We start from the raw sequence: 19404 nt of genomic DNA on the forward strand, positions 1-19404 counted from the left end.
GGTCAACGCGAGCTGGGCTCGGGAGCCTCCGGGTTCTCATCGAACAGATCCTCCGCCCGCTCCACCGTGCCGGCACGGTCGAGCCAGTCGTCGAGGCGGGCAAGGTCGGTGCAGGCGGTGATGCGCTCGCGTACGGTGTCGGAGGCCGCAAGCCCGCGCACTTCCAGGACGCGCAGAACGCCCTGGGCCTTGCCCTTGGCCTCGCCCTTGGCCTCGCCCTTCGCCTCACCGTCCAGGTAGGCCTCCTCGAAGACCGTGCCCCTGCCCGGGAAGTAAGTGACGACCATCTTCTCCAGCTCCCTCCACGTCTCACGGGCCGGAGTGTCCTCCAGGCCGATTTCCACCAGTTCCGACCAGTACTTGGCCGTGGCTTTGTCGAACGACCGCATTCCGCGCGCCAGCAGTTCCAGTATGGGCGCGATGTCCTCGCTTTCGCTGTGCACGATGACACTGAGCGTCGCCAGCGCCGGCTGCCGCGCCACCTCCGACTCGTCGGTGATCCGCGCGACCGTGTCCGGTCCGAGGACGAAAGGACGGGTGACCTGGGTCTTCCAGGGGCCGACGCGGCACTCGAACGGCCCGGCCGCCCATGTCGCGGTGGAGCGGTTGCGACAGACGGCGACCAGCAGCACCGGCAGCTCGAACTTGGCGTACAGGTAGCTCACGTAATAGGCCCAGTTGGTCCCCTTGTCGGGAGACCGTCTGGTCTGGGCCTCGATGGCGAGCAGAAAGCCCTCGCCGTCGGACGGCTCGACCTTCAGCACCGTGTCCACACGGCGCTCCAACGGTTTGATCTCCGTCGCGTCGGGGGTGATCGGTTCGATGTCCGCCTTCACGGGCGGCGGCAGCCCCAGCGCCTCGAAGACGGGAGCGAGGACCTCCGGATGGTCCTGGAAGATCCGGTGGGAGGTCTCATGGGTGGCGGTGACCATGCGCACAGCCTTGGCGAAGCGCAGGCACGGCTGCCGGGCGACGGAGAGGCGTTCACTCTTTCGAGTAACGGAAAAACGATCAGGCGACTGTGGTCAGTTCACCACACCGCCTCGCCCCGCACGCTTCTCCGGCGCCCCCACACGCCTGCGTGCGTCGCCCGTGTGGGCTACCACCCCGTGCGCCCCCGCTCACCGTCGCGCCGCGCCACCTAGGGTCCCGGCCATGACCGATAGCGACCTCACCCGGCGGCGTGCGCTCATGCTGGGCGGTGCCGCCGCGGGTGCCGTCCTGGGGCTTGGGACCGGCGCCTGCTCGTCCTCCCACCGGCACGCGCCGGACGCCCACAAGGCACCCGACGCGGAGCTGTGCGTGCTGAACCCGAGCGTCACACAAGGGCCGTACCACCTGGCCGACGCGCCCTTCCGCAGGGACATCACCGAGGGCAAGGAAGGGGTCCCGCTCACCGTACGGCTCACCGTGCGCGACCAGCCCCACGCCTGCGCCCTCCTGAAGGACGCGGCCGTCGAGATCTGGCAGTGCGACGCCTGGGGCTACCACTCCGGCTTCCCCGGCGCGCACCCGGGCGGCACGACACCCGCCGAGAGCCACTTCAACGGCACCGCCTCCACGACGTACCTGCGCGGCTTCCAGACCACCGGTGCCGACGGCGTCGCCGAGTTCACGACGATCTTCCCCGGCTGGTACACGGGGCGCGCCCCGCACATCCACGTCAAGGTGCACACCGGCGGCAAGAAGACCGCCGGCACCTACAAGGGCGGCAGGGTCAACTGGACCGGGCAGCTCTTCCTCCCCGACGGCGACGCCGACGCGGTGTACGCCAGGGCCCCGTACACCAAGCACACCGGCACCCGTACCCGGCTCGCGCACGATCCGGTCTACCGCGGGGGCGGTGCCGGTGACGGGCTGATGACGGTCACCGGGGACGCCGCGACGGGCTTCGTCGCGACGCTGACCGTCGGCATCGACCCGACCCGGGAGAACGCCGGCGCGGGAGGCGCCTCCACCTCCCCCCTGCCGAGCGCGTCGGCCGGCAGCACGGCACCGCCGGACAGCGCGGCGAGCGCGTCCCGTACGCCCTCCGCCGGCGTCACTGCCTCTGGTCCTGGCCCAAGCGCTCCAGCCGTACCGCGCACACCTTGAACTCGGGCATGCGGGAGGTGGGGTCGAGGGCCGGGTTGGTCAGCGTGTTGGCGCGGCCCTCGCCGGGCCAGTGGAACGGCATGAAGACGGTGTCGGGCCGGATGGCACGGCTGATCCGCGCGGGCGCGACGGCCCGGCCGCGCCGCGACACCACCGCGACCGCGTCCCCCTCCACCGCGCCGAGCCGCTCGGCCAGCCGCGGGTGCATCTCCACGAACGGCCCGGGCGCGGCGGCGTTCAGCTCCGCGACACGCCGCGTCTGCGCCCCCGATTGGTACTGCGCCACCACACGCCCGGTGGTCAGCAGCACCGGGTACGCGTCGTCGGGCTCCTCGGCGACCGCCCGGTACGACACGGCGGCGAACCGGGCCCGGCCGTCCTCGGTGGCGAACCGCTCGAGGAAGAGGCGGGGAGTGCCGGGGTGGACGCCGGGCGCCCGTTCGCCGGAGGGGCGCGCCGGGACGTCGTGGTCCGCCCGGTCGTCGTGGTCCGCCGGGTCGTGGTCGTCCGCCGGGTCGTCGGGGAGGACGTCCAGCGAGGCGTCCTCTCCTTCCTCCGAGTCGGCGGCCGGTGCCGGGCACGGCCAGAACACCCCGTTCTCCTCGGCCAGCCTGCGGTAGGTGATCCCGGAGTAGTCCGCCGGACCGCCCGCGCTGGCGCGGCGCAGTTCCTCGAAGACCTCCTCCGGGTCCGTGGGGAAGCCCTTCTCCACGCCCAGGCGGGCTGCGAGTTCGTGCATGACCTCCAGATCGCTGCGCACCCCGGGCGGCGGGGTCAGCGCGCGGCGGCGCAGCAGGACCCGGCCCTCCAGGTTGGTCGTCGTGCCCGTCTCCTCCGCCCACTGCGTCACCGGCAGCACGACGTCCGCCAGTTCCGCCGTCTCGGAGAGGACCACGTCGCACACCGCGAGGAAGTCCAGCGAGCGCAGCCGGTCCTCGATGTGCGCGGCGCGCGGGGCCGACACCACGGGGTTGGAGCCCATGAGCAGCAGCGTGCGGATGTCCGTGCCGAGGGCGTCGAGGAGTTCGTAGGCACTGCGGCCCGGGCCCGGCAGGGAGTCCGGGTGCACGCCCCACACCTCCGCCACGTGCCGGCGCGCCGCCGGGTCGGTCAGCTTGCGGTAGCCGGGCAGCTGGTCGGCCTTCTGGCCATGTTCCCGGCCGCCCTGCCCGTTGCCCTGCCCGGTCAGACACCCGTAGCCGGACAGGGGGCGGCCCGCGCGCCCGGTGGCCAGGCACAGGTTGATCCACGCGCTCACCGTGTCCGTGCCCTTGGACTGCTGCTCGGGCCCGCGCGCGGTCAGCACCATCGCGTTCTCCGGCGCGCAGAACAGCTGTACGGCCTCCCGGAGTTGCGGAACGGACACCCCCGTGATCCGTTCCACATACTCCGGCCAGTGCGCCATGGCCGCCGCCCGCGCCTCCTCCCAGCCGCTGGTGCGCTCCCGGATGTATTCCTCGTCCGTACGTCCCTCCGCGACCACCAGGTGCAGCAGACCGAGCGCCAGCGCGAGGTCCGTCCCCGGGCGCGGCGCCAGGTGCAGATCCGCCTGCTCGGCCGTCCGCGTCCGCCGCGGGTCGACGACGATCAGCGTGCCGCCGTTCTCCTTGAGCTCCGTGAGGTACCGCAGCGCCGGCGGCATCGTCTCGGCGAGGTTGGAGCCGACGAGGATCACGCAGCCCGTCTTCGGGATGTCCTCCAGCGGGAACGGCAGCCCCCGGTCGAGCCCGAACGCCTTCGTCCCCGCGGCCGCGGCGGACGACATGCAGAACCGCCCGTTGTAGTCGATCTGCGAGGTGCCGAGCACCACCCGCGCGAACTTCCCGAGCGTGTACGCCTTCTCGTTCGTCAGCCCGCCCCCGCCGAACACGCCGAGCGCGTCCGGCCCGTGCTCCGCCCGCGCGCGCGAGAGCGCCCCGGCGATACGGTCCAGCGCCTCCTCCCAGGTGGCGGGCCTGAGCTCGCCCCCGGACCGCACCAGCGGCGAGGTCAGCCGCACCCGCGACGACAGCACTTCCGGCGCCGTACGGCCCTTGCCGCACAGCGCTCCCCGGTTCACCGGGAAGTCGGCACGCTCGGCCACCTCGACGCCCCCCTCGGGCGTGGGATTGAGGTTCATCCCGCACTGCAGGGCGCAGTACGGGCAGTGCGTGGGCGTCGAGGTGGTCTGCATGCCGCTCAGCGTGCGTCGGGCGTGTTACACACCGGGACGCCGCCCGTTACACGGCCGGGACCAGGACCTCCCCGCCGGGCCCGGGGCGGCGTGAGGTACGCAGGCCGGCGCTTCTACTGCCGGTTCAGCGAGCGTGTCACGCCCGCCGCGATCGTCGTCGCCAGCACCCAGCCGGTGGCGATCAGCACGTACGACAGCCACTGGTACCAGCCGCGCGGCGCGTACGCGCTCTCCTGGCCGAAGTCGATGATCGGCAGCAGCAGGTCCAGGGTGTAGAAGAGCGGGTTGAACTCGGGCGCCTCCGAGGGCTTGAGCGCGGGCGGACGGTGCACCGCGAAGGCGAGCGTGCCCGTGCACAGCAGCACCAGCAGCCAGCCCGCCGCCCGCATCGGGCGGAAGCCGTAGCCCACGGCGGCGTCCTGCACATACCCCCACAGCCGGGCGTACCGGGGGAGGGTGCGCCGGTGGCGGCGGAGCTTGGCCAGCTGGACGGTGCGGGCGGCGGCGTCGTCGCCCACCGTGCGGTAGGCCGTGGTCAACTGCTCGTACGGATACGGGAGATAGCCCAGCTCCTCGCGTTCCAGCAGCGGCAGGCGCCGCTCGGCCGGAAGGTGCGGAGTCAGGACGCGGTAGCTGCACCCGTCGATCCTGACCCGGTCGGGCCACACCTCGGGCGGCACATGCAGCAGCTCCAGCTGGGCCCCGCGCAGATTGACGGCGCCCTCGATGGGCGCCGCCTCCCTGAGCCACAGCTCGCCCACGACACTGCTGCTGGCGCGCAGGGCCTGGCCGTCCGGGTTGGACAGGCGGGCGTACGCGAGGTTGAGCTGGCGGGGGATCCGGGCACCGCTCAGATTCACCCGGCCACGGGTCCGCAGCCGCATGGCGTGCAGATCGGTGCCGACCGTGAGGACCTCGGCGTGCAGTGCGGTGCCGCCAGGGGCGTACAGCTCCGCGTCGTTGAGGTTCACGTGACCGCGGACGACTGCCCCGTTCAGGTGGACCTTCCCGTGCGCGACCAGCCCCGGGGCCCACACGTCCGTTCCGACCTCCGCGTGGTTGAGCTGGAGCACGGCCTCCTCCGGGACCTCGCCCGGGCTGCCCAGCCGCGCCCCGTTGGCGAACAACGCTCCGGACAGCTTCGCCCCGGCGAGCCGTACCGGCCCCGTGACCCGGCAGCAGGTGATCCGTACGACCCCTTCGGCGCGCAGGTTCCCGGCCGTCAGCCCCGGCAGCACCGAGTCGCTCAGGACCAGGGCGACGACCTGTGCCCCGTACAGGTCGGGGGCCTCCTCGAAGTGGCAGAAGCGCAGCCGCACGGGGTGGCCGACCGTCCCGTACTTGAGGTCCAGCCGCCCGGTGATGCGCGCACCCCGCACCTTCAGCCCGGCGATCCGGCCGTCCCGCTCCGGCCCGTCCAGCAGCAGCGCCCGCAGCACCTCCGCCCGCAGGGTCCGCTCGGGCCCCCACGAGGCGCCCTCGGTGGGGTCCTCGTCCTCGCCCTCCCGGAAGTCCACGCCCTCACCGAGCGGGAAGGCCTCCCACACGCGGCGCTCGGCAGGCGTCAGATCCGTGATCTCCACGCTCAGCCCCGTGCCCCCGCCAGCGCCTTCGTGACCCCCTGCTCCTTCGGCCCGAGGAACGTCGGGTCCGGGTGGAACAGCGCGTCCAGGGCCGCCTTGCCCGCCGCGAAGACCTCCCGGGTGCCGCCGTAGTACCAGGTCACGTCGTGCCTGTCGGCCACCCCGACGCCGTACGACGTCACGCCCGCCGCCTGGCACAGGGCGACCGCGCGGCGGATGTGGAAGCCCTGGCTGACCAGGACGGCCCGATCGACACCGAAGATCTTCTTCGCCCGGACGCAGGAGTCCCAGGTGTCGAAGCCGGCGTAGTCGGTCACGACCCGCTCGCGCGGTACGCCGTGCCGCGCCAGGTACGCGCGCATCGCGTCCGGCTCGTCGTAGTCCTCGCGACTGTTGTCCCCGGTGACCAGGACGACCTTGATCCGGCCCGCCCGGTACAGGCTCGCCGCCGCGTCCAGGCGATGGGCGAGGTACGGCGACGGCTCGCCGCCCCACAGGCCCGCGCCGAAGACCACGGCGACATCGGTGCGCGGCACGTCCGCGGTGGTGCGCAGCCGGCCGGCCGTGGTCAGGTACAACCAGGTGGCCGGCAGCAGCGCCAGTACGCACAGCGCGGCCAGGACCTGAACGGCCCTGCGCTGTCCGGCGCGCGTGCGCGGCAGCCTCGGTCTGCGGATCTTCATGCCCGGCATGCCAAGAGGGACGCGGCGAACGGCCATCCGGTTCGCGCCTCCCTCGGCGACCCGCTCACACGCTCCGCGCCCGCGCCGTGAAGCGCCGGAAAACAACCCGGTCACGGCCGCGCAACGGCGCGGCAACCTGCTGCCGCCAGGATCGGTGCATGACGGCGTCGAACCTTCCACCCGACGAGTCCCCCCTGCGCCCCCGCGGCCGGCCGGCCGGTGGCGCCCACCTCGACAGTACGGCGCAGCTCATGAACCGGATCACCAGCCAGCTCGGCAGTCAGCTGAGCCTCGTCTCGCTCGACGGCAGCCGGCGTCCCGCCCCGCCCGCGCTCGTCCTCGTGGCCCACGGCAGCCGCGACCCGCGCGCCCCGGCGACCGTGAGGACCCTCATGGAACGGGTCCGCGAGCTGCGCCCGCACCTGCCGGTGCGCCTCGGGCACATCGAGCTGAACGAGCCACTGCTGCCCGACACCCTCGCCTCCCTGGGCGACGCTCACGCCGTCCTCGTACCGCTGCTGCTCAGCCGCGGCTACCACGTCAAGAAGGACATCCCCGAGGCGGCGGCAGCGGCGCGAGCCCACACGCGCGTGGCTGCCCCGCTCGGCCCGCACCCGCTCCTCGTGGAGACCCTGTACGCCCGGCTGGTCGAGGCCGGCTGGCCGGCCTCCATGAGCGAGGCCCGGCGCCGTGCCGGCGCGGTGGTGCTGGCCGCCGCCGGCTCCCGCGACCCCGCATCCGCCCTCGACACCCGCCGCACCGCCCAGCTCCTCGCCGAACGCCTCGGCGTCCCCGTCGTCCCCGCGTACGCCTCCGCCGCCGCGCCCACCGTGCCCCAGGCGGTCCGCGCGCTGGCCGCCCGCGGCCGCCACCGGGTCGCCGTCGCGTCGTACTTCACCGCGCCCGGCCGTTTCCACACGGAGTGCACCGAGGCCGCCCCGTGGATCGCGGCTGCCCCTCTCGGCGACCACGCGGCGATGGCCCGCCTGGTCCTGCACCGCTACGACCAGGCCCTCGCGACCCCGGAGGCGGCCACGGAACCCGCGCTGGCATCGGCCTGAGGAACGCCTGACGCTCCGGCGAGAAACGGACGACGACATCCCGATTGTCCGTGGCTGCGATTACTGTCAGGTCATGGACGGGATCGCACCGAAGGCCCACGAGACCCCCACACGCTGCGAGAACGGCTCGGCGTACGACGCCTCGGACACCGAGCGCTGGGCCGCCGAGCCCGACAAACGCCCCGGCCGCACCGCCTTCCAGCGCGACCGCGCCCGCGTGCTGCACTCGGCCGCGCTGCGCCGTCTGGCGGGCAAGACCCAGGTCGTCACCCCCGGCACGAGGAGCGAGGCCTGGGACGCCAGCCCCCGCACCCGGCTCACCCACTCGCTGGAATGCGCCCAGGTCGGCCGGGAGCTCGGCGCCGCCCTCGGCTGCGACCCGGACCTGGTGGAGGCCGCCTGCCTCTCCCACGACCTCGGGCACCCGCCCTTCGGGCACAACGGCGAACAGGCGCTGAACGAGTTCGCTCACGACTGCGGCGGCTTCGAGGGCAACGCCCAGTCCCTGCGTCTGCTCGCCCGCATCGAGCCCAAGCGGTTCGTCCGCAGCGTCTGCACCGGTGAAGTCGTCAGCGTCGGCCTCAACCTCACCCGCGCCGTCCTCGACGCCGCCACCAAGTACCCCTGGCCGCGCGGCGCCCACCCCACCGACCCCTCCTCCGCGAAGTTCGGCGTCTACGAGGACGACCGCCCCGTCTTCGACTGGTTCCGCAAGGGCGCCCCCGGCCACCGCACCTGCTTCGAGGCCCAGGTCATGGACTGGTCCGACGACGTCGCCTACTCCGTGCACGACTTCGAGGACGGCCTGCACGCCGGATACGTCGACCCCGGCAGCCTGCACGCCGAACCGGAGCGGCAGGCGGTCTTCGCCGTCGCCCTCGGCCGGTACGTGCCCGCGGACACCGACCCCGAGGAACTGGCCGAAGCCCTCGACCGGCTCCTCGCCCAGCAGTGGTGGCCGAGCGAGTACGACGGCTCCGCCATCGCCCAGGGCCGCCTGAAGGACGCCACCAGCCAGCTCATCGGCCGCTTCTGCCTGGCGGCGGAGGGCGCCACCCGGGCGGCATGGGGGCACCTCCCAGGCCGTTCAGGCTCTGGGGGAGGCAGCGGGCGTCTTACCAGATACGCCGCCGAGCTGGTCGTACCCCGCAGCACCCGCATGGAGTGCGCGGTCCTCAAGGCGGTCGCCGACCTGTACGTGATGCAGCGCGCCGAGCAGGAGCGGATCCGCGCCGACCAGCGCGTCGTCGTCGCCGAACTGGCCGAGGCGCTCACCGCCCGCGCACCCGACGGACTGGAGCCGCAGTTCCGGGCGCTGTTCGAAGAGGCCGCCGACGACCGCGCCCGCAAGCGGGTGATCGTCGACCAGATCGCCTCGCTCACGGACGCCTCGGCAGGCCACCTGCACGCGCGGCTGACAGGGCGCGCATGAGCCGCACACGGCCCCCACGTGACCGGTTCATGACGGCGGCACGTGACGGCCGGTCGTGCCCTTCCCTGGCCTGATCGGGGCACTCCCTCTTCCCGCAGCCCGCTCCCGTGCGGGAGGCTCGCATATGGCGACATCCTTACGAGGAGGCATCAAGTGGTCGACGCGGATCAGACATTCGTCATCGTCGGAGGAGGTCTCGCCGGCGCCAAGGCGGCCGAGACGCTCCGAGCGGAGGGCTTCAGCGGCCGCGTGATACTGATCTGCGACGAACGCGACCACCCGTACGAACGGCCTCCCCTCTCCAAGGGGTACCTGCTCGGCAAGGAGGAGCGCGACAGCGTCTTCGTCCACGAGCCCTCCTGGTACGCGCGCAACGACATCGAGCTGCACCTCGGACAGAGCGTCGACGCCATCGACCGCGCCGCGAAGACGGTCCGCTTCGGCGACGACGGCACGCTAGTCCACTACGACAAGCTGCTCCTCGTGACCGGCGCCGAGCCCCGGCGCCTGGACATCCCCGGCACGGACCTCGCGGGCGTCCACCACCTGCGCCGGCTCGCCCACGCCGAGCGCCTCAAGGGCGTCCTCACCGCCCTCGGCCGGGACAACGGCCACATCGTGATCGCGGGCGCCGGCTGGATCGGCCTCGAGGTCGCGGCGGCGGCCCGCGAGTACGGCGCGGAGGTCACCGTCATCCAGTCCGCGCCGACCCCGCTGCACCACGTCCTCGGCCCGGAGCTGGGCGAGCTGTTCGCGGAGCTGCACCGCGACCACGGGGTCCGCTTCCACTTCGGGGTGCGGCTCACCGAGATCATCGGCCAGGACGGCATGGTGCTGGCCGCCCGCACCGACGACGGCGAGGAGCACCCCGCGCACGACGTGCTCGCCGCGATCGGCGCGGCCCCCAGGGTCGCTCTCGCGGAGGCGGCCGGGCTGGAGCTGGCCGACCCCGCACACGGAGGCGGTATCGCGGTGGACGCCGCTCTGCGCACGTCCGACCCCGACATCTACGCGGCCGGTGACGTGGCGTCCTTCCACCACCCCCTCTTCGGCACCCGGCTGCGCGTCGAGCACTGGGCGAACGCCCTGAACGGCGGCCCGGCCGCCGCCCGCGCGATGCTCGGGCGCGAGGTGACGTACGACCGGGTGCCGTACTTCTTCTCCGACCAGTACGACGTGGGGATGGAGTACTCGGGGTGGGCGCCGCCCGGGACGTACGACGAGGTGGTCATCCGGGGCGACGCCGGCAAGCGGCACTTCATCGCCTTCTGGCTGAAGGAGGGCAGGGTGCTGGCCGGGATGAACGTGAATGTGTGGGATGTCACGGACCGCATCCAGAAGCTGATCCGGGAGCGGACGGTGGTGGACCCGGAGGCGTTGTCGGACCCGGGGGTACCGCTGGAGAGCCTGACCCCGTGACCGGACGGGAAGCCCTTCCTGTCACACCACCCCCGTAGAATCTCCTCGTGGCAGGACGGATCAACGACGAGGACGTGAAGGCGGTACGGGACGCTGTCCCGATCGACGCCGTCGTGTCCGAGTACCTCCAGCTGCGCAACGCCGGCGGGGGAAACCTGAAGGGGCTCTGCCCCTTCCACGACGAGAAGTCGCCGTCCTTCCAGGTCAGCCCCAGCAAGGGGCTGTTCCACTGCTTCGGCTGCCAGGAGGGCGGCGACACCATCACGTTCGTGATGAAGGTCGACCACCTCTCGTTCTCGGAGGCGGTCGAGCGCCTGGCCGCCCGGGCGGGCATCACGCTGCGGTACGAGGAGGGCGGGTACAACCCCACCCACCAGCGCGGCGAACGCATCCGCCTGGTGGAGGCCCACCAGCTGGCCGCCCAGTGGTACGCCGAGCAGCTCGACGCCAGCCCGGAGGCCGAGGCGGGGCGGAAGTTCCTGGCCGAGCGCGGCTTCGACCAGGCCGCCGCCGTGCACTTCGGCGTCGGCTACAGCCCGCAGGGCTGGGACCACCTCACCCGCTACCTCCGCGGCAAGGGCTTCAGCGACAGGGAACTGATCCTCTCCGGCCTGTCCCAGGAGGGCCGCCGGGGCCCCATCGACCGCTTCCGCGGCCGGCTGATGTGGCCGATCCGGGACATCGGCGGCGACGTGGTCGGTTTCGGCGCCCGCAAGCTCTACGAGGCGGACACCGGACCGAAGTACCTGAACACCCCGGAAACGCCGATCTACCGCAAGTCCCAGGTTCTGTACGGCATCGACCTGGCCAAGAAGGAGATCGCGAAGAGCAGCCGGGCCGTGGTCGTCGAGGGCTACACGGACGTCATGGCCTGCCACCTGGCGGGCGTCACCACGGCCATCGCGACCTGCGGCACGGCCTTCGGCGGCGAGCACATCAAGATCCTTCGGCGGCTGCTGATGGACAACGGCAGCGCGCGTGTCATCTTCACCTTCGACGGCGACGCGGCCGGCCAGAAGGCGGCCCTGCGCGCCTTCGAGGACGACCAGAAGTTCGCCGCCGAGACGTACATCGCGATCGCGCCGGACGGCATGGACCCCTGCGACCTGCGGCTCGCCAAGGGCGACGAAGCGGTCGCGGACCTGGCGGAGCCGCGCACGCCGCTCTTCGAGTTCGCGCTGCGCCAGATCGTCGGCCGCTACGACCTGGAGACCCCGGCGGGCCGGGCGGCCGCGCTGGACGAGGCGGCGCCGGTCGTGGCCCGCATCAAGAACAGCGGCGCGCAGCACGAGGTGGCGGTCCAGCTCGCGGGCATGCTCGGCATCCTGGACACGCAGTTCGTGGTCAAGCGGGTGGCGCAGCTGGCCCGTTGGGCACGCGACCGGGGCGGCAGGGGCCCGGCGCCGACGGGACCGCGCCCGGCGGAGCGCTACGAGGCGGCGCACCGCCCGGCCGTCTCCGGCCCGGCGCTCACCCTTCGCAACCCGGTCTACGCGACCGAGCGTGAGCTGCTGAAACTCGCCCTCCAGCAGCCGGAGTTGGTGTCGCCCGCGTTCGACGCCTACGGCGTCGACGAGTTCACGGCGGCGCCGTACGCGGCCGTACGGCAGGCGATCATGGAGGCGGGGGGCGCGGAGTGGGGCGCGCAGGACCCGCAGGAGTACCTGGTCCGGGTCCGCGAGGCGGCGCCCGACGACACGGTGCGCGCGATGGTCACGGAACTGGCCGTCGAGGCGATCATGCGCAGGACGGTGGACGAGGTGTACGCGGGGACGGTCCTCGTCACGGTCCGCCGCCGCGCGGTCGAACGCCGGATCCGCGACATCCAGTCCACCCTGACCCGCCTCGGCACACACGGCGACCCGGCCCAACTGGCGGCGGTCCAGAACGAGCTGTGGGTACTGCAGCAGTACGACCAGGCGCTGCGGGAGCGGGGGGCCGCCGCACTGTAGGCGGCGTACCGCACACCCGTGCGGCAGCGTAACCACCCGGTCACGGACCGGACTCAAAAAGTGGGCGCACAACCCTCGTGGCGGTGATGTGTCGTACTCCACACTGGGTTCCGGTGCCTGAGTCCTCGGAGCGCGGCCGGCCCGCCCACGACGGCGGGTCCTACACCCCCGCGGTTCCGCTCACCGACGTACCGCTGCCGCACGCCTGAAGCAGCGACATCCCTGGAGGTCGCCCCCCGTGCAGACCCAGACCCTCACCCAACCGGACATCCTGAACGACGAGCCGGGCGCGGAGGCCGACGTCCTCCCGGCGGTTCCGCCGCAGAGCCGGCTCGCGCACCACTCCCAGACGGAGGCCGAGCCCGAGCCACCGGGCCCGTCCGAGTTCGCCGAGTCGCTCGAAGCCGTCGAAGCAGCTGAACCCGACGAGGTCGTCGAACCCGTCGAAGCAGCTGAACCCGACGAGGTCGTCGAACCCGTCGAAGCCCTGCGCGACCGTGCCGACACCAGTGGCCCCTCCTCCGACCTGTTCCGCCAGTATCTGCGCGAGATCGGCCGCATCCCGCTGCTGACGGCCGCCGAGGAGGTCGAACTCGCCCGCCGCGTCGAAGCCGGCCTGTTCGCCGAGGAGAAGCTCCTCACCACCCCCGGCCTCGACACCCGGCTCGCGCTCGACCTGGACCGGCTCGTCGTCATGGGGCGCATGGCCAAGCGGCGGCTGATCGAGGCCAATCTGCGTCTCGTCGTCTCCGTCGCGAAGCGGTACGTCGGCCGCGGGCTGACCATGCTGGACCTCGTCCAGGAGGGAAACCTCGGTCTGATCAGGGCCGTCGAGAAGTTCGACTACGCCCGCGGCTACAAGTTCTCCACGTACGCGACCTGGTGGATCCGCCAGGCCATGTCCCGCGCCCTCGCCGACCAGGCCCGCACCATCCGTGTCCCGGTCCACGTCGTCGAGCTGATCAACCGGGTCATCCGCGTCCAGCGCCGCATGCTCCAGGAACGCGGCTACGAGCCGACCCCGGAGGAGGTCGCCGCGCATCTGGAGCTGCCCAGCGAGCGGGTCAGCGAGGTACTGCGGCTCGCTCAGGAGCCCGTCTCCCTGCACGCGCCCGTGGGCGAGGAGGACGATGTGGCCCTCGGTGACCTCATCGAGGACGGCGACGCCACCAGCCCGGTGGAGTCCGCGGCGTTCCTGCTGCTCAGGGAGCACCTGGAAGCGGTCCTGTCCACGCTGGGGGAGAGGGAGCGCAAGGTCGTGCAACTGCGGTACGGACTCGTCGACGGCCGCCCCCGCACCCTGGAGGAGATAGGCCGCATCTTCGGTGTCACCCGCGAACGCATCCGCCAGATCGAGTCCAAGACGCTGAACAAGCTGCGGGACCACGCCTTCGCGGACCAGCTCAGGGGCTACCTGGACTGAAGGGGCCGCCCGTGCGGGCGGCCCCCGGCGGACCGGGGTCAGTCGACCTCGGCCACAGCCTGCGCGAACTGCGCCTTGTACAGCCGTGCGTACGCCCCGTCCGCGGCCAGCAGCTCCGTGTGCGAGCCCTGTTCGACGATGGAGCCGTTCTCCATCACGAGGATCGTGTCGGCGTCCCGGATCGTCGACAGCCGGTGCGCGATCACGAACGACGTCCGCCCGTGCGCCAGCTTCGCCATCGCCTTCTGGATCAGCACCTCGGTCCGCGTGTCCACGGAACTCGTCGCCTCGTCCAGCACCAGGATCACCGGGTCCGAGAGGAACGCCCGCGCGATCGTGATGAGCTGCTTCTCACCCGCGCTGACCCCCGTCCCCTCGTCGTCGATCACGGTGTCGTAGCCGTCCGGCAGCGTACGGATGAACCGGTCCGCGTGGGCCGCCCGCGCCGCCTCCTCGATCTGGCCGCGCGTGACCTCCCGGGAGGCGCCGTAGGCGATGTTCTCCGCGATGGTGCCGCCGAACAGCCAGGTGTCCTGCAGCACCATCCCGATCGAGGACCGCAGTTCGTCCCGGGACATCTTCGCGATGTCGACCCCGTCGAGCGTGATCCGCCCGCCGGTGACGTCGTAGAACCGCATCAGCAGGTTGACGAGCGTGGTCTTGCCCGCTCCCGTCGGGCCGACGATCGCGACCGTCTGCCCCGGCTCCACCTTCAGCGACAGGTTCTCGATGAGCGGCTTCTCCGGGTCGTAGCGGAACGACACGTTCTCCAGCGCGACCTGCCCGCGCAGCTCCTCCGGGCGCAGCCCGCGCTCGGGGTCGGCCCCCTGCTCCTCCGCGTCCAGCAGGTCGAAGATCCGCTCCGCCGATGCGACACCCGACTGCACCAGGTTCGCCATCGACGCGACCTGCGTGAGCGGCATCGAGAACTGCCGCGAGTACTGGATGAAGGCCTGCACATCACCGATCGACAGGGCGCCCGACGCGACCCGGAGACCGCCGACCACCGCGACCAGCACATAGTTCAGGTTGGAGACGAACATCATCAGCGGCTGCATCACACCGCTGTTGAACTGCGCCCGGAACCCCGCCTCGTACAGCGCCTCGTTCTGCTCCGCGAACTGCTTGGCCGACTCCTCCTGCCGACCGAACACCTTCACCAGCGTGTGCCCGGTGTACATCTCCTCGATGTGGGCGTTCAGCTTGCCGGTGGTGCGCCACTGCTGCACGAAGTGCGGCTGCGACCGCTTGCCGACGCGGGTCGCGACGAAGAACGACAGCGGCACGGTCACCAGGGCGACCAGCGCCAGCAGCCACGAGACCCAGAACATGACCGCCAGCACGCCGACGATCGTCAGCAGCGAGTTGATGAGCTGGCCCATCGACTGCGACAGCGTCTGCTGGATGTTGTCGATGTCGTTGGTCGCGCGGCTGAGCACCTCACCGCGCTGCCGCTGGTCGAAGTACGACAGCGGAAGCCGTGACAGCTTCGCCTGCACATCCTCGCGGATGCGGTAGATCGTCCTGTTGATGGCCCGGTTGGAGAGCCTCGTCGACACCGCCATCAGCAGACCGGCCACCAGGAACGTGCACAGTGCGAGCAGCAGGACGTTCCCCACGGCACCGAAGTCGATGCCCTTGCCCGGCGTGAAGTCCGTGCCGGAGAGCATGTCGGCGATGCCGCCCTGGCCCCGCTTCCGCATGGAGTCGAGGACCTGCTCCTTGCTCAGGCCGGCCGGCATCTGACGGCCGATGATCCCGGCGAAGACCAGGTCCGTCGCCTTGCCCAGGATCTTCGGTCCGACCACGGACAACCCGACGCTCAGCACACCGCAGAGCAGCATCACGATCATGGTGGGGCGTTCGGGTGCGAACTGGGCGAGGAGCCGTTTCCCGGACCCCTTGAAGTCCATCGAGCGCTGGTCGGGGCCGCCCCCGCCCATCATCCCCCGCATGGGCCCGGCCATCAGGCAGCCTCCGCTTCCGTGAGCTGGGAGAGCACGATCTCCCGGTAGGTCTCGTTGCCCGCCATCAGCTCGTGATGGCGGCCGGTGCCGACGACACGGCCCTCGTCCAGGACGACGATCCGGTCGGCGTCCCGGATCGTCGCCACCCGCTGGGCGACGATGACGACGGTCGCCTCGGCGGTCTCCCGGGCGAGCGCCGCCCGCAGGGCCGCGTCGGTGGCGTAGTCGAGCGCGGAGAAGGAGTCGTCGAAGAGGTAGATCTCCGGGCGCTGCACCAGGGTGCGGGCGATCGCGAGGCGCTGCCGCTGGCCGCCGGAGACGTTGGTGCCGCCCTGCGCGATGGGGGCGTCAAGGCCGTTCTCCAGCTCGGAGACGAAGTCCTTGGCCTGCGCCACCTCCAGCGCGTGCCACAGCTCCTCGTCGGTGGCGTCCGGATTGCCGTAGCGCAGGTTCGTGGCGACCGTGCCCGCGAACAGGTACGGCTTCTGCGGTACCAGCCCGACCGTCTTGGCCAGCAGCTTCTGGTCGACCTCCCGTACGTTCACGCCGTCCACGAGGACCTCGCCCTCGGTGGCGTCGAACAGGCGGGGGATCAGCCCGAGCAGGGTGGACTTGCCGCTGCCGGTGGACCCGATGACGGCCGTGATCTCACCGGGCCGCGCCACCAGGTCGATGGCCTTGAGCACCGGCTCCTCGGCACCCGGATAGCGGAACCCGGCATCCCGGATCTCCAGATGACCGTGCCGGCGCAGTTCGGTGACGGGCGCGGTGGGCGGTACGACGCTGGAGGAGGTGCCGAGGACGTCCTGGATGCGCTCGGCGCAGACCTCCGCGCGCGGCACCATCATGAACATGAAGGTGGCCATCATCACGGACATGACGATCTGCATGAGGTAGGCGAGGAACGCCGTCAGGTCGCCGATCTGCATGCCGCCGCTGTCGATGCGGTGCGCGCCGAACCAGACCACGGCGATCGAGGAGAGGTTCACCACGGTCATCACGATGGGGAACATCAGCGCCAGCGTGCGGCCGGTGGCGAGGGCCACGTCGGTGAGCTCGGTGTTCGAGCCCTTGAAGCGCTCCTTCTCGTAGTCGTCGCGGACGAAGGCGCGGATGACCCGGTTGCCGGAGATCTGCTCGCGCAGCACCCGGTTCACCGTGTCGAGGCGGACCTGCATGCTGCGGAACAGCGGCCGCAGCCGTCGCACGATCAGCGTCACGGAGATGCCGAGCACCGGCACGACGGCGACCAGGACACCGGACAGCGGCACGTCCAGACCGAGCGCCAGGACGATGCCGCCCACGCACATGATCGGCGCCGACACCATCAGGGTGAACGTCATCAGGGCGAGCATCTGCACCTGCTGCACGTCGTTCGTGGTGCGGGTGATCAGCGACGGCGCGCCGAAGTGACCCACCTCACGGGAGGAGAACGACTGCACCCGGTCGAAGACGGCTGCCCTGATGTCCCGGCCGACGGCCGACGCGGTCCGGGCTCCGAAGTAGACGGCGCCCATGTTGCACACGACCTGGCCCATCGAGACCCCGATCATGAGGCCGCCGAAGGTCAGGATGTAGTTCGTGTCCCCCTTCACGACACCGTTGTCGATGATGTGCGCGTTCAGGGTGGGCAGGTAGAGCGTGGCGCAGGTCTGCAGGAACTGCAGCAGCACCAGCAGGGCTATCGGTTTCTTGTACGGACCCAGATGGGTCCTCAGAAGTCGTATGAGCACGCGTGGTCTCTCGGAGTGGTCGACGAAAAGGGAGGCGGTCGGTGGTGCACCACGCCCTATCGTCGGACACTCCACCCGCGTTACCTCAACCGATTAAGCCGACAGCGGTCCTACGACCGAGCGGACTCGGCCTTCGGACGTAGTCCTGAAGGGTGGCGACGTGCCTCACCGTTGCCCGGCCGCCATGCGGGTGACGCGGTGTGAGATGGGCGACATGTCCGCGGCTACGGCCGGCACGCACACCGCGTCTACGGGCGGAACGCTCCCGGATGCGTCTGCTCGCGTACCGACACGTACTGCTGCCGTACGGCCTGGCCCACCGCGAGTTCCTCGCCCGGCTCCAGGACCTGGGCCGCCGCGCCCTGCCACGGGGGCGGGGTGCGCGGGTCGAGGGTGCCCTGGGAGACGCCGAGCGACCAGGCCGCCTGGCGGGCCGCGCCGATGGCAGCGTAGTCCGCGGGCTGGGGGACGACGACCTGCGCGCCGAACAGCGAGGGCGCCGCGGCCTGCACGGCGGGCAGTTCCGCGGCGGCGCCCAGCAGGAAGATCCGCCGCACCTCAACGCCGCGCCCGCGCAGCACGTCCAGCGCGTCCGCGAGCCCGCACAGCATGCCCTCGAACGCGGCTCGCGCCAGGTGCTCCGGCTTCATCGACTCGCGCCGCAGCCCGGCCAGGGTGCCCGCGGTGTGCGGCAGGTTCGGGGTCCGCTCGCCTTCCAGGTAGGGGAGCAGGACGAGCCCGTGCGAGCCGGGCGTCGACTTCATCGCCAGGTCGGACAGCGACTCGAGGTCCGGCAGGCCGAGGAGTTCGGCGGCGCCGCGCAGGGTGCGCACGGCGTTGAGGGTGGTCACCACCGGCAGGTGCATGCCCGTGGCGTCCGCCAGCGAGGTGATCATCCCCGAGGAGTCGACGAGCGCCTCGGGGTGGACGGCCATCACGGACCCGGAGGCGCCGAGCGAGACCACCGCGTCGCCGAGCCCGATGCCCAGACCCAGCGCGGCGGCCATGGTTTCCCCGGTGCCGGCGGAGATCAGCAGCCCCTCCGGTGTCGTGCCGGCCGCGTCGGAGGGGCCGATCACCTCCGGCACGATGGCCTGGTGGCCGAGGGCCAGCTCGACGAGGTCGCTGCGGTAGGCGCCGGTCGCCGCCGACCAGTACCCGGTCCCGGAGGCGCCGCCCCGGTCGGTGGTCCGTCTCACGGGTCGGCCGAGCAGCTGCCACACCAGCCAGTCGTGGGCCTGCATGAGCACGGCGGTCCGGAGCGCGTTGTCGGGTTCCGTCTTGGCGAGCCAGCGCAGCTTGGTCACGGGCTGCGCGGCCTGCGGGACGCAGCCGACGGCCTCGGCCCAGGCCTGCCGGCCGCCGAGCGCGTCGATCAGGTCGGCCGCCGCGACCTGCGCCCGCTTGTCGCTGCCGACCAGCGCGGGCCGCACGGTGGCGCCCTGCGTGTCGAGCGGGACCAGCGCGTTCGCCTGCGCGGAGACACCGATGGCCTGCACGCCCTCCAGGAGCCCGCCGCCGGCCGCCTCCCCGAGTGACAGCAGCCAGGCCTGCGGGTCGATGTCGGAGGGACGGCCGCCACCCTCGGGGGTCTCCACCGGATGCGGCGCATACCCCTGCCTGAGCACGGCCCCCGTGTCCGTGTCGCAGACGACGATACGAGTGAAATCGGGTGAACTGTCCAACCCGGCGACTATCCCCATGGCGGAAATTCTGCCGTACGGAGGGGGGTGGACGTGGGGGGGGGGGGGGGGGGGGGGGGGGGGGGGGGGGCGCCGGGCCCGGGCGCGCCCGCCCCCCCCCCCCCCCCCCCCCCCGCCGCCCCCCGGGGGGGGCGCCGCCCCCCCGGGACCCAAACCCCACCGCAGCCGGGGGGGCAGGGAG

12 protein-coding genes and 1 pseudogene are annotated in these 19404 nt (G+C 72.0%); 6 read left to right on the top strand and 7 right to left on the bottom strand.

Translation table 11 applies throughout. From position 1 onward, the window contains the following. Nucleotides 1-2 precede the first annotated feature (2 nt). Nucleotides 3-932, bottom strand: a complete 930-nt coding sequence (locus tag ACFYZE_RS01100) for a hypothetical protein (RefSeq protein ID WP_388986618.1) — start codon at nucleotides 930-932, stop codon at nucleotides 3-5. Nucleotides 933-1155: 223 nt separating this feature from the next. Between ACFYZE_RS01100 and ACFYZE_RS01105 the strand changes: the two genes are divergently transcribed. Continuing rightward, nucleotides 1156-2094, top strand: a complete 939-nt coding sequence (locus tag ACFYZE_RS01105; protein ID WP_388986622.1) for a protocatechuate dioxygenase — start codon at nucleotides 1156-1158, stop codon at nucleotides 2092-2094. On the opposite strand, the gene ACFYZE_RS01110 is transcribed toward ACFYZE_RS01105, so the two are convergent. The 3 genes from ACFYZE_RS01110 to ACFYZE_RS01120 form a co-directional block, all read right to left on the bottom strand. Beyond that, nucleotides 2042-4267 carry a molybdopterin oxidoreductase family protein gene (locus tag ACFYZE_RS01110; protein ID WP_388986625.1) on the bottom strand — a complete coding sequence of 742 codons (2226 nt, stop codon included), beginning with the start codon at nucleotides 4265-4267 and terminating at the stop codon, nucleotides 2042-2044. The genes ACFYZE_RS01105 and ACFYZE_RS01110 overlap by 53 nt on opposite strands. 113 nt (nucleotides 4268-4380) lie before the next feature. After that, nucleotides 4381-5850, bottom strand: coding sequence for a membrane-associated oxidoreductase (locus ACFYZE_RS01115; RefSeq protein ID WP_388986628.1), 1470 nt, complete (start codon nucleotides 5848-5850; stop codon nucleotides 4381-4383). A 2-nt stretch (nucleotides 5851-5852) separates the two neighbouring features. Next, nucleotides 5853-6533 carry a vancomycin high temperature exclusion protein gene (locus tag ACFYZE_RS01120; RefSeq protein ID WP_388986630.1) on the bottom strand — a complete coding sequence of 227 codons (681 nt, stop codon included), beginning with the start codon at nucleotides 6531-6533 and terminating at the stop codon, nucleotides 5853-5855. Nucleotides 6534-6691: 158 nt separating this feature from the next. On the opposite strand from ACFYZE_RS01120, the gene ACFYZE_RS01125 reads away from it, so the two are divergent. The 5 genes and pseudogenes from ACFYZE_RS01125 to ACFYZE_RS01145 all read left to right on the top strand — a co-directional run bounded on the left by ACFYZE_RS01125 (nucleotide 6692) and on the right by ACFYZE_RS01145 (nucleotide 13820). Further along, nucleotides 6692-7594: a sirohydrochlorin chelatase gene (locus ACFYZE_RS01125; RefSeq protein WP_388986633.1), complete on the top strand. Its 903-nt coding sequence runs from the start codon at nucleotides 6692-6694 to the stop codon at nucleotides 7592-7594. A 73-nt stretch (nucleotides 7595-7667) separates the two neighbouring features. Continuing rightward, complete coding sequence (locus ACFYZE_RS01130) at nucleotides 7668-9026, top strand: deoxyguanosinetriphosphate triphosphohydrolase (RefSeq protein ID WP_388986636.1); 1359 nt, start codon at nucleotides 7668-7670, stop codon at nucleotides 9024-9026. Nucleotides 9027-9179: 153 nt separating this feature from the next. Then, nucleotides 9180-10445, top strand: coding sequence for an NAD(P)/FAD-dependent oxidoreductase (locus tag ACFYZE_RS01135; protein WP_388986639.1), 1266 nt, complete (start codon nucleotides 9180-9182; stop codon nucleotides 10443-10445). Nucleotides 10446-10492: 47 nt separating this feature from the next. Further along, nucleotides 10493-12397 (top strand): DNA primase, encoded by a 1905-nt coding sequence (gene dnaG / locus ACFYZE_RS01140; protein WP_388986642.1) that lies wholly within the window; start codon nucleotides 10493-10495, stop codon nucleotides 12395-12397. A gap of 113 nt (nucleotides 12398-12510) precedes the next feature. Further along, nucleotides 12511-13820 (top strand): annotated as a pseudogene (locus tag ACFYZE_RS01145) (sigma-70 family RNA polymerase sigma factor). A 38-nt stretch (nucleotides 13821-13858) separates the two neighbouring features. On the opposite strand, the gene ACFYZE_RS01150 reads toward ACFYZE_RS01145, so the two are convergent. The 3 genes from ACFYZE_RS01150 to ACFYZE_RS01160 all read right to left on the bottom strand — a co-directional run bounded on the left by ACFYZE_RS01150 (nucleotide 13859) and on the right by ACFYZE_RS01160 (nucleotide 19223). Beyond that, the gene (locus ACFYZE_RS01150) at nucleotides 13859-15787 is read right to left on the bottom strand and encodes an ABC transporter ATP-binding protein (RefSeq protein ID WP_388986645.1); all 1929 of its coding nucleotides are present in this window, start codon (nucleotides 15785-15787) and stop codon (nucleotides 13859-13861) included. Then, nucleotides 15787-17520, bottom strand: coding sequence for an ABC transporter ATP-binding protein (locus ACFYZE_RS01155; RefSeq protein WP_388986649.1), 1734 nt, complete (start codon nucleotides 17518-17520; stop codon nucleotides 15787-15789). Before ACFYZE_RS01155 ends, ACFYZE_RS01150 begins: the two co-directional genes overlap by 1 nt. A gap of 248 nt (nucleotides 17521-17768) precedes the next feature. Further along, nucleotides 17769-19223, bottom strand: coding sequence for an FGGY-family carbohydrate kinase (locus ACFYZE_RS01160; protein WP_388986652.1), 1455 nt, complete (start codon nucleotides 19221-19223; stop codon nucleotides 17769-17771). Nucleotides 19224-19404 lie beyond the last annotated feature (181 nt).

This window comes from Streptomyces sp. NPDC001796 (assembly GCF_042892355.1).
GTDB lineage: Bacteria > Actinomycetota > Actinomycetes > Streptomycetales > Streptomycetaceae > Streptomyces.